The 15286-nt window shown below is 70.6% G+C and carries 13 protein-coding genes; 5 read left to right on the top strand and 8 right to left on the bottom strand.

Translation table 11 applies throughout. The features are described from left to right. Positions 1-2 precede the first annotated feature (2 nt). Genes ACIO52_RS24975 through ACIO52_RS24965 form a run of 3 tightly spaced genes read left to right on the top strand, consistent with a single transcriptional unit; the run spans position 3 to position 2211 of the window. Positions 3-782 carry a DNA-formamidopyrimidine glycosylase family protein gene (locus ACIO52_RS24975; protein WP_218720901.1) on the top strand — a complete coding sequence of 260 codons (780 nt, stop codon included), beginning with the start codon at positions 3-5 and terminating at the stop codon, positions 780-782. Positions 783-814: 32 nt separating this feature from the next. Continuing rightward, positions 815-1378: a TetR/AcrR family transcriptional regulator gene (locus tag ACIO52_RS24970; protein WP_402647172.1), complete on the top strand. Its 564-nt coding sequence runs from the start codon at positions 815-817 to the stop codon at positions 1376-1378. After that, positions 1378-2211 carry an MBL fold metallo-hydrolase gene (locus ACIO52_RS24965; RefSeq protein ID WP_316573640.1) on the top strand — a complete coding sequence of 278 codons (834 nt, stop codon included), beginning with the start codon at positions 1378-1380 and terminating at the stop codon, positions 2209-2211. Before ACIO52_RS24970 ends, ACIO52_RS24965 begins: the two co-directional genes overlap by 1 nt. A 3-nt stretch (positions 2212-2214) precedes the next feature. Here the strand turns inward: ACIO52_RS24965 and glpD are convergent, their stop codons facing one another. Continuing rightward, a complete protein-coding gene (gene glpD, locus ACIO52_RS24960; RefSeq protein WP_255588468.1) occupies positions 2215-3999 on the bottom strand; it encodes a glycerol-3-phosphate dehydrogenase in 1785 nt (594 codons plus the stop codon). Positions 4000-4233: 234 nt separating this feature from the next. On the opposite strand from glpD, the gene glpK reads away from it, so the two are divergent. Then, positions 4234-5730 (top strand): glycerol kinase GlpK, encoded by a 1497-nt coding sequence (gene glpK / locus ACIO52_RS24955; protein ID WP_316573638.1) that lies wholly within the window; start codon positions 4234-4236, stop codon positions 5728-5730. Positions 5731-5734: 4 nt separating this feature from the next. Here glpK and ACIO52_RS24950 read toward each other — a convergent pair whose 3' ends face one another. From ACIO52_RS24950 to ACIO52_RS24935, 4 genes are all read right to left on the bottom strand, one after another. After that, complete coding sequence (locus tag ACIO52_RS24950) at positions 5735-6907, bottom strand: PLP-dependent aminotransferase family protein (RefSeq protein WP_316573637.1); 1173 nt, start codon at positions 6905-6907, stop codon at positions 5735-5737. 94 nt (positions 6908-7001) lie between these two features. Then, a complete protein-coding gene (locus ACIO52_RS24945) occupies positions 7002-8294 on the bottom strand; it encodes a hypothetical protein (RefSeq protein WP_402647167.1) in 1293 nt (430 codons plus the stop codon). 71 nt (positions 8295-8365) lie between these two features. Continuing rightward, positions 8366-9451, bottom strand: a complete 1086-nt coding sequence (locus ACIO52_RS24940; protein WP_255587498.1) for a hypothetical protein — start codon at positions 9449-9451, stop codon at positions 8366-8368. A 288-nt stretch (positions 9452-9739) separates the two neighbouring features. Further along, positions 9740-11140 carry an NAD(P)H-quinone dehydrogenase gene (locus ACIO52_RS24935; protein ID WP_218717702.1) on the bottom strand — a complete coding sequence of 467 codons (1401 nt, stop codon included), beginning with the start codon at positions 11138-11140 and terminating at the stop codon, positions 9740-9742. 208 nt (positions 11141-11348) lie between these two features. Between ACIO52_RS24935 and ACIO52_RS24930 the strand changes: the two genes are divergently transcribed. Beyond that, entirely contained in the window at positions 11349-11810 is a 462-nt protein-coding gene (locus ACIO52_RS24930; RefSeq protein ID WP_218717701.1) for a gamma-glutamylcyclotransferase, read from the top strand. Positions 11811-11930: 120 nt separating this feature from the next. On the opposite strand, the gene ACIO52_RS24925 is transcribed toward ACIO52_RS24930, so the two are convergent. The 3 genes from ACIO52_RS24925 to ACIO52_RS24915 form a co-directional block, all read right to left on the bottom strand. Next, positions 11931-13094, bottom strand: coding sequence for a M20 family metallopeptidase (locus ACIO52_RS24925; protein WP_218717707.1), 1164 nt, complete (start codon positions 13092-13094; stop codon positions 11931-11933). Positions 13095-13219: 125 nt separating this feature from the next. Further along, the gene (locus ACIO52_RS24920) at positions 13220-14422 is read right to left on the bottom strand and encodes a M20 family metallopeptidase (RefSeq protein ID WP_218717700.1); all 1203 of its coding nucleotides are present in this window, start codon (positions 14420-14422) and stop codon (positions 13220-13222) included. Between the two features lie 49 nt (positions 14423-14471). Continuing rightward, on the bottom strand, positions 14472-15173 hold the full coding sequence (locus tag ACIO52_RS24915; RefSeq protein ID WP_218717699.1) for an enoyl-CoA hydratase-related protein: 702 nt from the start codon (positions 15171-15173) through the stop codon (positions 14472-14474). Positions 15174-15286 lie beyond the last annotated feature (113 nt).

Here is a 15286-nt window from a genome sequence, read left to right as displayed (position 1 = left end):
GGATGCCCGAGGGCGACACCGTCTTCCGCGCCGCCGAGCGCCTGCGGACCGCGCTGGCCGGGCGCACCCTCACCCGCAGCGACTTCCGGGTGCCCCGATACGCGACGGTCGACCTGGTCGGCGACCTGGTCACCGAGGTCGGCAGCTACGGCAAGCACCTGTTCATCCGCACCGACCGCGTGAGCATCCACACCCATCTGAAGATGGAGGGTGTCTGGCGGATCTTCCACCACGGCCAGCGCTGGACGAAACCGCCGGTCACCGCCCGGCTGGTGCTGGCCAACGACGAGTTCGAGGCGGTCGGCTTCGAACTCGGCAAGGTGCAGGTGCTGCCGCGGGCCGAGGAACACACCGTCATCGATCACCTAGGTCCCGACCTGCTCGGCCCGAACTGGGACGCCGCCGAGGCCCTGCGCAGGATCAGCGAGTATCCCCGCCGCCCCATCGGCCTGGCCCTGCTCGATCAGCGCAACCTGGCGGGCATCGGCAACATCTACCGCAGCGAGATCTGCTTCCTGCGCCGCGTCCACCCCGCGACCCCGGTCGGTGACATCGGCGACCTGCCCGCCCTGGTCGACGAGTCCCACCGCGTGCTCGGCAAGGCCGCGCACCAGCCGCCCTGGCGCGCGATGGCCTACGGACGCACCCGCCGCCCCTGCCCGCGCTGCGGCACCGCGATCGTTTCGCGGCTGCTCGGCGAGGACGACCCCGCCGATCGCATCACCCGGCGTGAACGCGGCATCTACTTCTGTCCTCGCTGCCAACCCGAACCAACTAACTAGACCGGTCGTCATATTCGAGCTACGCTGAGCCGGTGACCCCACGCACGGACTCCCGGCAGCGTTTCCTCGACGCCGCCGCCGACCTGTTCCACACCCAGGGCTACCACGCCACCGGCGTCAATCAGCTGGTCAGCGCGGGCGGCGCGCCCAAGGGCTCGTTCTACTTCCACTTCCCCGGCGGCAAGGAACAGCTCGCCGCCGAGGCCATCGCCCAGTCGTCCGACACGCTGCGGACGCTGCTCACCGACGCGCTCGCGGCCGGCAATATCGACGGCGTCTTCGCCGCCCTCGCCACGATGCTGACCGACTCGGACTTCCAGCGCGGTTGCCCGATCGCCACCATCGCCCTCGACGCGGGCGTCGACAGCGAACCGATCCGCGAAGCCTGCGTCACCGGCTTCGACTCCTGGCGCACCGCCATCGACGAGTTCCTGCGCGCCAAGGGAATTCCCGACGACCGCGCCGACCAGCTGTCCACGGTGGCCCTGGCCATGCTCGAAGGCGCACTCCTGCTCGCCCGCACCCGACGTGACCTCACCCCTCTGCGCGCGGTGGCCGACCACCTGCGCGCCACCCTCGAACAGGAGCTCTCCTGATGCGTCTGCACCACCTCGACGGCGGCACCATGCGTCCTTTCGGCGGCCGTCTGCTCGACGGCGTCGGCGGCCTCGCCCGCCGAGCCGAAATGGTCTGCCACTGCGTCCTCGTCGAACTCGACGACCGGCTGGTACTGATCGAGACCGGCATCGGCGAAGGCGCGGTGCGCCGTCCCGACGCCTGGCTCGGCCGCCGCTTCATCCGGCTGACCCGTCCCGTCCTCGAGCTCGAGGGCACCATCGCGCGCCGGATCGAGGCATTGGGCTTCCGCCGCGAGGACGTCACCGACATCGTGCTCACCCACCTCGATCTCGACCACGCGGGCGGTCTCGCCGAATTCCCCCAGGCCACCGTGCACGTCTACGGCGAGGAACTGCGCGCGCTCGAGGGCCATTTCGGTCCGCGCGAGAAATTCCGTTATCGCACGGCGCAATTCGAGCACAAGCCGCGCTGGGCGAGCTACGACGAACTCGGTGAGCCGTGGTTCGGCTTCGGCGCGGTGCGCCAATTGCGCGGCCTGCCGGCCGAACTGCTGATCATCCCGCTGGCCGGGCACACCCGCGGCCACGCGGGCATCGCGATCGACACCGGCGCCGGCTGGAAGTTCGCGGTCGGTGACGCGTACTTCCATCCCGGTCAGCTCGATCTCGGGCACCCGCACCAGCCACCCGGCGCCGCGCTGTTCGAGCGCCTGGTGCAGACCGTCGGGTCCGACCGGATCGACAATCAGGAGCGGCTGCGCGAACTGCTGCGTGGGCACGGCGACGACGTCGAGGTGTTCTGCGCGCACAACGCGGTCGAACTGCGCGCGTTGCAGAAGGCCACCGTCTAGCGGTCACCGCTCCTGCGGTACCGGCTCGAGCAGCTGCGGGCGCGGTTCCGGCGCCGCCGCCCGCAGCGCGTCGGCGGAGATGTCGTCGGGCTGGGTCTGTGATTCGATCTCGGCCCGCACCCGCGCCTGATACATGGTCACCTCGCGGTCGATATCGTCGGCGTCCCAGCCCACTACGGGCGCGACCAGGTGCGCGACCTGCTCGGCGCAGTGCGCGCCGCGATCGGCGTACTCGATCGAGATGCGGGTGCGACGGGCCAGGATGTCGTCGAGATGCAGCGCGCCCTCGGCGGCGGCCGCGTACACCGCCTCGACCTGGAGGTAGGCGGGCGCGTCGGTGATCGGTTGCAGCAGTTCGGGTCTGCCCGCCGCCAGGGACAGCACCTCGTCGACCACCGAGCCGTAACGGTCGAGCAGGTGCGTCATCCGGTACGGGTGCACGCCGTAGTGCTCGGCCAGCTGCACGGTCTGGTTCACCAATGCGAAGTAGCCGTCGGCCCCGATCAGCGCGACCTTCTCGGTGATCGACGGCGACACCCGGGCCGGAATGTCTTGCGCCGCTTCGTCCATCGCGTCGGCGGCCATCACCCGGTAGGTGGTGTACTTGCCGCCGGCGATGCTCACCAGGCCGGGCGCGACGCGGGCCACCGCGTGTTCACGCGACAGTTTGGAGGTCTCGTCGCTCTCCCCGGCCAGCAGCGGCCGCAGGCCCGCGTAGACGCCGTCGATGTCGGCGTGGGTGAGCGGGGTCACCAGCACCTCGTTCACCCGGTCGAGCAGATAGTCGATATCGGCCTTGGTGGCGGCGGGGTGGGCGAGGTCGAGTTTCCAGTCGGTGTCGGTGGTGCCGACGATCCAGTGCGCGCCCCACGGGATGACGAACAGCACCGAGGTGGTGGTGCGCAGGATGATCGCGGCGTCGCTGACGATGCGGTCGCGCGGCACCACGATGTGCACGCCCTTGGACGCGCGCACATGGAATCGGCCGCGTTGCCGCGACAGGCCCTGCACCTCGTCGGTCCACACGCCGGTCGCGTTGATCACCACGTTCGCGCGCGCCTCCCCGGTGCGCCCGTCCTCGGTGTCGCGCAGCTTCACCCCGACGACCCGGTCGGCCTCCCGCAGGAATCCGACGACCTGGGTGGAGGTGCGGATGACCGCGCCGTAGTGGGCGGCGGTGCGGGCCACGGTCATGGTGTGCCTGGCATCGTCGACGACGGTGTCGTAGTAGGTGACACCGCCGATCAGCGCGTCCCGGCGCAATCCCGGAGCCAGCCGCATCGCGCCGTGCCTGGTCAGGTGACGCTGTCCCGGAACCGATTTGGCGCCGCCCATGGTGTCGTAGAGGGTCAGGCCCGCGGCCACGTACGGCCGCTCCCACACCCGGCGGGTCAGCGGGTACAGGAACCGCAGCGGCTTCACCAGATGCGGCGCCAGGGTCGACAGCGCCAGCTCGCGTTCCTTCAGCGCCTCCCGGACCAGACCGAACTCGAGCTGTTCGAGATAGCGCAGGCCGCCGTGGAACATCTTCGACGACCGGCTCGACGTCCCCGAGGCCAGATCGCGGGCCTCGACGAGCGCGACCGACAGGCCACGGGTCGCGGCGTCGAGCGCGATACCGGCGCCGACCACGCCGCCGCCGACGACCAGCACGTCGAACTGGTCCTTGCCGAGTCGTTCCCAGGCGGCGCGACGCTGGTCGGGGCCGAGCTGACCGGGTCCGAGCCGCTGACCGCCCGCGACCAGTTCGCCCGGGCGCAGGAACGGAAACTCCGGTGTCTGCGACATGCTCGACTCCTCGCCGCCGACCGAGGACGGTCGGAATCTCCCGACAGTGGGTCGACGCCGTGCACGGTCCCGGCGCCGCTGCGTACAGGCTAAACGTAGTGCCTTCGCGGCGCGCGGGACGTTCACCGCGGGGTGTGGCAGCGAATTCGGCGCGGAAAACAGCCGGGAGCGCGCGGCGGTGTCTTCGCGACGAAGCGGCAGCGTCGCCGGTCCGGGGTTCGGTAGCCTGCATCAATGCGTCGCTATGTGGCCGCCATCGATCAGGGCACGACTTCGAGTCGCTGCATCGTCTTCGACCGGCAGGGCCGGATCGTCGGGACCGCGCAGCGGGAGCATCGCCAGATCTTCCCGAAGCCGGGGTGGGTCGAACACGATCCGGCGGAGGTGTGGCGCAATACCGAATGGGTGCTCGGCGCGGCGCTGGGCAACGCCGGCTGCTCGGCCGGTGACCTCGCCGCCATCGGCATCACCAACCAGCGCGAGACCACCGTCGTCTGGGATCGCGCCACCGGCGCACCGGTCTACAACGCGATCGTCTGGCAGGACACCCGCACCGATCAGCTGTGCGCCGAACTCGCCGGTGATCAGGGCCCGCAGCGCTACGCCGAACGCACCGGCCTGCCGCTGTCCACCTATTTCGCCGGTCCGAAGCTGCGCTGGATCCTCGACAACGTCGCCGGTGTCCGCGCCCGCGCCGAGGCCGGTGACCTCTGTTTCGGCACCATGGACAGCTGGGTGCTGTGGAAGCTGACCGGCGAGCACCTCACCGACGTCACCAATGCCTCGCGCACCATGCTGATGGATCTGCGTACGCTGCAATGGGATTCGGCGATCTGCGCCGAGTTCGACATCCCGATGTCGCTGCTGCCGCGGATCCGCAGCTCTTCGGAGGTCTACGCCGAGATCACCGCGGGACCGTTCGCCGGGGCGCCCGTGGCAGGCATTCTCGGCGACCAGCAGGCCGCCACCTTCGGCCAGGCGTGCCTGTCGCCCGGCGAGGCCAAGAACACCTACGGCACCGGCAATTTCATGCTGCTCAACACCGGCACCACCCCGGTGATCAGCAAGCACGGCCTGCTCACCACCGCGTGCTATCAGCTCGGCGACCAGCCCGCCGTCTACGCACTGGAGGGGTCCATCGCCGTCACCGGTTCGCTGGTGCAGTGGTTGCGCGACAATCTCGGCATCATCTCCTCGGCGGAGGAGGTGGAACCGCTGGCGCGCAGCGTCGAGGACAACGGCGGCGCCTACTTCGTCCCCGCCTTCTCCGGGCTGTTCGCCCCGCGCTGGCGGCCCGACGCCCGCGGTGTCATCGCGGGCCTGACCCGGTTCGTCACCAAGGCCCATCTGGCCAGGGCCGCATTGGAATCCACCGCGTTCCAGACCCGCGAGGTCGTCGACGCCATGCGCGCCGACGCCGGCGCCCAGCAGCTCGATCTGGAACTGACCACGCTCAAGGTCGATGGCGGCATGACCGGCAACGACCTGCTCATGCAGTTCCAGTCCGACATCCTCGACGTCCCCGTGGTCCGCCCGGTGGTCCGCGAGACGACCGCGCTCGGCGCCGCCTACGCGGCGGGCCTGGCCGTGGGCTACTGGTCCGGCCTCGACGACCTGCGCGCCAACTGGACCGCGGATCACACCTGGACGCCCACCATGTCCGAGGACGAGCGCATCCTGCGCTACGCCGAATGGAACAAGGCGGTCGAACGCACCTACGGCTGGGTCTGAGGACTCAGAGCGCGCGCCCCAGCCGGGCCACGGCCTCGGCCAGGGTCGCCTCGTCCGAGGTGGTGAAGCACAGCCGCATCGACGAACGGTAGGCGTCGGAGACGGCGAAGGCCGCGCCGGGGACATAGGCCACGCCGACGTCGAGGGCCGCGGGGAGCAGGTCCGTGGTGTCGGTGCCGTCGGTGAAGTCGACCCAGACGAACATGCCGCCCGTCGCGTCGGTGCTGCGCACCCGCTCGCCGAAAGTGTCGCGCACCGCCGAGACCAGCGCACGGGCCCGGCTGCCGTAGGCGGAGCGCACCGAATCGACGTGGGCGGCAAGCCAATCGGTGTCGGTCAGCAAGTCGGTGGCGATCTGGTGGGTGAGGGCCGAGCCGCACAGATCGGCGCCCTGCTTGAGCAGTTCGACCGCGCGACAGACGTGGTCGGGCGCGACCATCCAGCCGACGCGCAGGGCGGGAGCCAGGATCTTGGAGGTACTGGAGAGCCGGATCACCTGCGGCGAGTAGCTCGCGACCGGATCGGGCGCGGGCCGGTCGAACCAGAGCTCACCGTACGGGTCGTCCTCGATGACCCAGAAGCCGTGCGCCTCGGCGAGTTCGGCGAGGCGGCGGCGGCGTTCGGGGGCCAGCGTGACCCCGCCCGGGTTGTGGAAGTTGGACACCGTGTGCACGACGGCGGGGCGCTCCCCGGCGGCGAGCAGGTCTTCCAGCACGTCGACGCGCATGCCGTCACCGTCGAGCGGCACCGCGACGATTCGCGCGCCCGCGGCCCGGAACACCTGCAGCGCACCGACATACGCGGGATCCTCGACGATCACCAGCGCACCCGGATCGAGCAGCACCTCGGCGAGCAGCGACAGCGCCTGCTGCGAGCCGTGGGTGATGAAGACTTCCCCGAGCGGCACCGCGCGGCCGATCCGCGCGGACTCGCGCGCCGCGATCACCTCACGGAGTGCGGGCCAGCCCGGCGACTCGGTGTACTGCAGGGCCGCGGCGTCGGTGAGCGCGGCCTGCGCGGCGGCGGCGATGCGCTCGCGCGGCATCAGCGCCGCGTCGGGCAGCCCGCCCGCGAGGCTGATGATGTCGGCGCGCGCCGTGAGCTTGAGCAGGTCCCTGATCGCCGAGCTCTGCAGGCCCGCGAGCTTGCTCGCCAGTGCTGGAGTTGTCGACAACATGGAAACCTCCCGGGAACGCCACGGAACCGCAATCATCCCACGATTGCATACTGTTCGCCAGGATGTGAAATAGAGATCCCAGATTATGGGACCGCTATCGCGCCGTAATCGACTTGACCTGCCATTTCCCATCGGTGTTGGTGGTGACGATCTCCTGCTTGTAGACGATCGCCGAACCATCGGGATGCCATTCGCGCAATTCCACGTCGTAGCGGCCGACGGCGGTCTCGCGCATCTTCACGCAGTGTTTGGACCCGGTGGGGATCAGCTCGTCGATCGCCTTCTGGATCGTCTCGGCGGTGGAGATGTTCTCGGCGTCCGGCGCCACGTAGTCGCGCACCTTGGCCCCGGACCGGTCGACGTAGAAGGCGTACTGGAAGCCCAGGATGGCCTTCGAGCCGGACGAGGTGTCCCCCGGGCCGTTGCCGACGGTGACGGCCTGCTCGGCCACGGCCTTGCATTCGGTGGGCGAGGCGATCGACGGAATCGGGGCGGCGGTCACGCCGGGGTCGCTGCCACCACCGCGCTTGACCAGGGCGATCGTCAGGATCAGCGCGACGACGAGCAGCACCGCGGCCGCCGCGCCGCCGATGATCCAGCGCAGGCGGCGCTTGTCGATGTCCGGCTTCTCGCTGACCGGCGTCACCGGGGTCTTCGGCGCGAGGCGACGGGCGATCGGGTCGTCGGCCCAGGACAACCCGGGCTCCGACGGCGGCTTCGGGACCGCGCCGCCCTCGTCGGGGCTGTTCCACCAGGCCTTGTCGTCGGCCTTGGGCTCCTCGGTGATCGGCGCGCGCACCGGCTCCGGCGCGGGCACCCGCACGGTCTCGGGGGCGGGGGCGTCGACGGGCGCCTGGGCGCGCGGCGTCGGCCGCTCGCGGCGGATCACCTCGGTGTGCTCACGACCCGAGGTCACCGGCACCGAGTCACCGAACGGCGAACCGTCCCGGCGCGGCAGTTCACCGGTGAAACGGACCGTCTGGTCTTCCGATGGCGCGCTCATGCGCGGATCGGGGGCGCCGAACGGCGAGGGCGCCTGCGGCGGCACAGGCGGCGGGGTGGCCACGGCGTCGCCGAAGACCGAGGTGGGCGCGGCGGGCTGTACCGGCGGACGCGGGGGCATCGTCGGCGGCGGGACGGGCGGCTGTCCGGCGATCGGCGCGCCGAACGGACCGGGCGCGGCGGCCGGACCGGACGGCGGCGCGGCCGGTCGCCAGCCCATCTCCGGGTGGCCGCCGGGCGGCGCGGGCGGCGGGGCCGCGGCGAGCGGACCACCGAAACCGGTGGTCACGTCGTCGACGGGCGGCCCGAAATCGCCTACGGGAGGACCGAATCCGGCGGCGGGTGGTGTGCCGCCGCGCTCGTTGTCGTCACCGTCGGTGCCCAAATCCAATCCTTTCCCCAGGACACACGTGTGGGGCGGTCGCCATCCGACCGCCCCACACGACGTACTGCGTGTCAGTACTGGAGCGAGCCACCCCACTGGGTGGTGACACCTGCGACGTTCACCGTCTGAAGCAGCTCCCCCGGCACCGGAAGTGTAGCCTTTGCGGCCGCTTCGATCGCGGCGGCGCCACCCGGCTGCGCCTTGATCCAGTTCTCGACCGCCGCCTTGGCCAGGTTGGCCTGGGTGGTGTCGAGGACGGTCACGGTGGTGTTGTCGGCCCGGCCGTCGCCACCGTTGTAGGTGGTGACCTTCACCGAGTTCTCGCCGATGTACTCGACCGAGACGCCCGCGTCACCGAAACCGGTCGGCGTGCGGTAGCCGACAGTGCCGACGTAGCCGGAGGCGTTGTTGTAGTGGTGGGTGTTGACCACACCGGGCAGCACGCCGCCGCCGTCGATGGAGACGCCGACTTCCTGGTGCGGGCCCTCCATCTCGACGACCGGCGCGGCCGGGGCGTCGGTGAAGTGCGGCGCCTGCCAGGTGGGCGTCTGCACGAGCTGGTCGGAGCCCTCGCCCTCGGTGGCCGTGCCCTGATCGGACGGCACGCTCGGCTGGGTCTGCGACGGCTGACCCTGCGACTGCTGACCACCGGGCGTGGTACCCGGCTGACCCGGGGTGGTGCCCTGCTGGCCGGGCGTGGTGCCCTGCTGGCCTGGAGTGGTCTCCTCCTGCGGGGTGGTGCCCGCGCGCTCCGGCTGCACGGCCGGCTGCGCCTGGCCGCCCTGGCCGGTCTGACCCGGCACCGGCAGCGGCGCGACACGCGGGCTGGTGACGCCCGGCTGGCTCGGGGTCGGGGTGGCAGGCGTGGCCTGACCCGGCTGACCCGGCGCGGGGCTGGTGACGCCCGGCTGGGCCGGGGTCGGCTTGGTCTGACCGGGCTTGGTCTCGCCCGGCTTCACGTTCTCCGGCGTCTCCGGCTGCGTCTGCTCGGGGCCGCCGGTCTCCGGCGCCTCCTCCGAGGGCTGCTGGGTGCCCGGCTGCGCAGGCGCCGGGGTCGCGGGAGTGGTCGGCTGGTCACTGGGGACCGCGCCGGCCGGAGCCGCGAGAATGGTTGCCACGGCAGCCGCAGCGGCCAGGGGCAACGACGTGCTGGCCATCGCTCGCTGCGCCCGACTCGGCTTACGATGCTTCACTTTTCGCTTATCCCTTTCCCGGAGGGAATCCCCCACTGCTCCACCACGCGACCACTTCTGATCGCGCCTCGGCCGTGAGTCAACCACATGAGCGCGGGACAGGCAACGCAGCAGTAAGTTTCGCACCGCTGCCGCTCCGCCTGCGGAAACACGCTCCGGGACCCCCGCGCGGAATCGACGACCACCGTTGTCGAACAAGACAATTCGAAACCTCGCCGTTCAGTGATCCGACTCACATTCCGGCGCGGCCGCTCAGTCCAGGTCGTCGTGGCGCATCAGCAAACGCCCGGCTTCGGTGACCGAACCGGTCAGCGACGGATACACCGAGAACGTCTGCGCGAGATCGGTGACGGTGAGGTTGTTCTGCACCGCCAGCGCGATCGGCAGGATCAGCTCCGAGGCGATCGGCGCGACGACCACACCGCCGATCACCACGCCGGTCGCCGGGCGGCAGAAGATCTTGACGAAACCGCGCCGCAGCCCCGACATCTTCGCGCGCGGATTGGTGTTCAGCGGCAGCATCACCGTGCGGGCGGGCACCTCGCCGTTGTCGATGGCGGTCTGGCTGACGCCGACGGTCGCGATCTCCGGGCGGGTGAACACCGCCGAGGCCACCGTCTTCAAGCGGATCGGGCTCACGCCCTCGCCCAGCGCGTGATACATCGCGATGCGGCCCTGCATGGCGGCTACCGAGGCCAGCGGCAGCAGGCCGGTGCAGTCGCCCGCCGCGTAGATGCCGGGCACCGAGGTGCGCGAAACCCGGTCGACGCGAAGGTATCCGCCGCGATCGAGCTCGATGCCGACCCGGTCCAGGCCCAGGCTCTGTGTGTTCGGGGTGGAACCCACGGTCATCAGCGCGTGCGAACCCGTCACGGTACGGCCGTCGGACAGCTTCACCACGATGCCGTCGGCGGTGCGCTCCACCGCGTCGGCGCGGGCGTGCTTGACCAGTTCCACGCCGCGCTCGGCCAGCGCGTCCTCCAGTACGAGCGCCGCGTCGGCGTCCTCGCCCGGCAGCACGCGGTCGCGGCTGGAGACCAGCTTCACCCGCACGCCCATCTCGGTGTAGGCGGAGACGAACTCGGCGCCGGTGACGCCGGAACCCACCACCACCAGCGTCTCGGGCAGTTCCTGCAGGTCGTAGAGCTGGCGCCAGTTCAGGATGCGCTCACCGTCGGGCTCGGCGCCGGGCAGCACGCGCGGGCTGGCGCCGGTCGCGATCAGCACGACCTCGGCCTCGAACTCCTCGGCGCTGCCGTCGGCCAGCGTGGCCCTGACGCGGTGCGCCAATCCGGCGGCGGGACCGACCAATTCGCCCCGGCCCGCCAGCAACTGCACCCCGGCGGCCTGCAGCTTGGCGCGGATGTCGGCGGACTGGGCCAGCGCGAGCGCCTTGACACGGCCGTTCACCTCGGGCAGGTGCACCTGCGCCTGGCTGGCGTCGAGGGTGATGCCCAGATCACGAGCCCGGCGCAGGTCGGTGCGCAGACCGGTGGAGGCGATGAAGGTCTTGGAGGGAACGCAGTCCCAGAGCACGCACGCGCCGCCGATGCCGTCGGCGTCGACCAGGGTGACCGAGGCCCCGTGCTGGGCGGCCACCAGCGCCGCCTCGTATCCCGCCGGTCCGCCACCGATGATCGCAATCCGTGCCACAGCCACGCTCCCTGTATTCGCCTGATCAGCCGCGTCCCTTGTGAGGACCCGTCCGTACTGTCACCCCATCATTTCAGGTGCGCTGTGACGGTTCGGGGTCGGATCGGTGAACAAGTTCGGCGTGTCGAGGCCCGCCACAACTGTGACCGTCAGCCGATCTGGGTGGGAGACAGGAATTCCACTGCTGTTATTGGCTACAGTTCGTCAGGTGCCGATCTATGCCGCTTACGGGTCCAACATGGACTCGACGCAGATGCTGGAACGCTGCCCGCATTCGCCCATGTCCGGGACCGGGTGGCTGGAAGGTTGGCGCCTGACCTTCGCCGGTGACGACATCGGCTGGGAAGGGCCGTTGGCCACCGTCGTCGAGGATCCGGGCTCCCGGGTATTCGTCGTGCTCTACGACGTCTCCCCCGAGGACGAGGAACGCCTCGACCGCTGGGAAGGCTCAGACTTCGGTATCCACAAGAAGATCAGGATCCGGGTCACCGGCACCCAGGGCGAGTCCCGGCTGGCGTGGCTGTACGTCCTCGACGCCTACGAGGGCGGACTGCCCTCGGCGCGCTACATCGGCGTGATCGCCGACGCGGCCGAGAAGGCGGGCGCCCCAGAGGATTACGTCCACGCCCTGCGCACCCGCAACAGCAAGAACGTCGGCCCCGGCGCCTGAGCTCGTCCGCCTCCCCGCGAATTCTGGCCGGACTCACCGGCCGCTGACTTTCTCGTCGGCGGCCGGCGGTCGTGGGACTCAGCCCGTACCCGGTGAGTTACCCGTGTGCTTCGGTGCTGCTCACGCCTGAAGAATGATGTTCGTGAGGGTCCGCACGCCCACGGCCAGGGCTCGCTCGTCGATGTCGAACGTGGGCTGGTGCAGGTCCAGTTGGTCGCCGGTGCCGGACCAGACGCCCAGTCGGGCCATGGCGCCGGGAACTTCCTCCAGGTACCAGGAGAAGTCCTCGCCGCCGCCGGACTGCGGGGTGTCGGCCAGGGCGTCGGGGCCCATCGCCAGAACCGCGTTCTCGAACATCAGGGCCGAGGTGGGGTCGTTGACCACCGGGGGCACGCCGCGCTTGTAGTTGAGCTGGTAGCGCACGCCGGTCGGCGCCAGCAGGCCGTCGACGATCTCGCGGACCAGCGGTTCCAGCAGCAGCCAGGTGGCGTGGTCGCCGGTGCGGACGGTGCCGGTGAGCATGCCGGTCTGCGGGATCGCGTTCGGCGCCTTGCCCGCGCTGACCGCGCCCCACACCATGACGGTGCTGGTGCGCGGATCCACCCGACGGCTCAGCAGCCCGGGCAGGCCGGTGATGACCGTGCCGATCGCGTAGACCAGATCGCTGGTCAGGTGCGGGCGCGAGGTGTGCCCACCCGGCGAGTCCAACACCAGCTCGACGGTGTCGGCGGCCGAGGTGATCGCCCCGGTCCGCAGGCCGACCTTGCCGACCTCCAGCCGGGGGTCGCAGTGCAGCGCGAAGATCCGGTCGACGCCCTGCATCGCCCCCGCGGCGACGACGTCGAGCGCACCGCCCGGCATCACTTCCTCGGCGGGCTGGAACACCAGCCGCACCCCGACCGGCAGCGTGTGCTCGGCCTCGGCCAGCGCCAGCGCGGTACCGAGCAGCACCGTGGTGTGCGCGTCGTGCCCGCAGGCGTGCGAGACGCCCGGCACGGTCGAGGCGAAGCTCAGACCGGTGAACTCCTGCATCGGCAGCGCGTCCATGTCGGCGCGCAGGGCGATGCGCCGCGTGCCGGTCGGCCCCAGATCGCAGATCAGGCCGGTGCCGCCGGGCAGTACGTCCCAGCTCAGACCCGCTTTGGTCAGCCACCCCGAGACGAACTCGGTGGTGGCGAACTCCGCGCGCGACAACTCGGGGTTGGCGTGGATGTGCCTGCGCCATTGCACGAGGTCGGCGGTGTGCTCGGCCAGCCACGCGTCGACGATCTCCGCTCCTGGCATATCGGTTCGTTCGGTGTCCGGCATGGTCGGACAGACCGCGTTCTCACGCATCATCGAGTGGGCTCCCACGCCCATCGATAGCGCGTCGGCGCCTGCGCGCGCGGTGCCCGAATAGCCGGAAATGCTCACCGAATGTCCTCCTGTCGTTCGACCAGCCGTTGCAACAACCTGTCCCTGTGTACTTCATCGCGCGCTATCGCGACAGCGGTACGCGCCAGTGCGCGGGCGCCGTCGAGTACCGCGCGATCGGCCGAGGCGTTCACCGCGGCGGCGGCGAAGTCCGGCTGATGGGTCACCGCGCCACCGGCGTCGATGCCGATCACCGGGTGGATACCGGGGATCACGTTGGTGACGTTGCCCATGTCGGTGCTCCCGAGCGGACGCAGCACCTCGAGCTCGGGCGCGATCGGCACCCTGCCCAATCCGGTGATCTGCGCGCGGTAGACAGCCGAGAGAACCGGGTCGGGGGTGAGCTCGGTATAGGTGGGCGCGAGCGTCCGTATGTCGTGAGTGCAGCCGGTTGCCAGGGCGCCCGCCTCGAAACACGCCTTCGCTCGTCGCATCAGGTCGTCGAGTGACGCGGAATCGGCCGCGCGGAGGTAGTACAGCAACTCCGCCCGTCCGGGCACGATGTTGGGGGCTACGCCACCGTCAGCGACTATACCGTGCAGTTGCTGGCCAGGGCGCAAATGCTGGCGCAGCAAGCCGACGGCAACCTGGGTCAGGGTCACCGCGTCACCGGCGTTGCGGCCGAGCTCCGGTGCGGCGCTGGCGTGCGCCTCGCGGCCGTGGAAGACGATCGACAGGTCGGCCAGGGCCAGTGAGCGCGCGCCGACGATGTCGGCGGGGCCGGGGTGGACCATCATCGCCATCGCGATGTCGTCGAAGGCGCCCGCCTCGAGCATCAGGACCTTGCCGCCGCCACTCTCCTCGGCGGGCGTGCCGAGCACGACGACGGTCAGACCGAGCTGATCGGCGACCTCGGCCAGTCCGATCGCGGCGCCCACCGCGGAGGCGGCGATGATGTTGTGCCCGCAGGCGTGCCCGATCTCGGGCAGCGCGTCGTATTCGGCGCAGATACCGACGGTCAGCGGGCCGCTGCCGTAGACGGCGCGAAAGGCCGTCGGCAGGCCCGCGACGCCGGTGGTGATCAGAAAACCGCGCTCGGCCAGGGGCGCGAGGATCTTGGCGACGCTGCGCGTCTCGGCGAAAGCGAGCTCGGGTTCGGCGTGGATCGCGTGCGAGAGGCCGATCAGCTCCTCCGAGGCCGCGGCGATCGCGGCATCGGAGGCGGTGGCCGAGAATTCGCCGGTGCGCGAGGGTGCCATACCCCCCAGTCTCGCATCAGCGGCGGTCCGGGGCGCACCGGCGCGGGAGTCAGCTGCCGAACGGCAGGTTCTCGGCGGTGACCGGGGTGGCCAGCGCGGCCAGGGTCTCGGCGTGCAGCGCGGTCTTGATGATCGGGGTGATCGGCTTGCGCAGGCTGGTCAGCGCGGCGGCGCGCCCGATCGCGGCGGGCAGCACCTCCTCGGCGTCGGCCTTCGCGTCCACGATGCCCGCCGCGATCGCCTCGTCGGCGGCGAAGCGGTGGCCGGTGGTCATCGCCCGCACGCACACCTGGTTGCTCAGCCGGCCCTTGAGCAGGCCGTTCATGCCGACGGTGAAGGGCATGCCGAGGTGCACCTCGGGCAGCGACCAGAAGCCGCGGTCACCGCGCATCACACGGAAGTCGTGCGAGGAGGCCAGCATCGCGCCCGCGCCGAACGCGTGGCCGTTGATCGCGGCGACGGTGGGCATCGGGAAGGTCAGCAGGCGGGTGTACAGGGTGTGCACCCGGTCGAGGTAGCCGTGGATCTTGTCCAGATTGCCGAACAGCCAGTCGGTGTCGAGACCGTTGCTGTAGTACTTGCCGGTCGCCACCGTGACCAGCGCGGCAGCACCCTCCGACGCCTCGACCTCGTCGAGGGCGGCGTGGAAGGCATCGATCCAACCCGGCGAGAAACGGTTCTCGTTGTCGGTCTCCCCCTCGTTCCCGAGGTACAGGACGAACACATCACCGGAGCGCTCCAAATACGGCATGACGGGAAGAATAAACCGCAGCTGGGCACTTACCTACCAACGGGTAGCCTCCGCCCGCCAACGGATAGCGTCCCGCCCGCCCGACCCCGCACCCCCGACCTCGAGGAGGGGCG

Source organism: Nocardia sp. NPDC087230, from assembly GCF_044744725.1.
GTDB lineage: Bacteria > Actinomycetota > Actinomycetes > Mycobacteriales > Mycobacteriaceae > Nocardia > Nocardia canadensis.
Note: the sequence above shows the minus strand (reverse complement) of the source record. Positions and strands in the feature narration are given on the sequence as shown.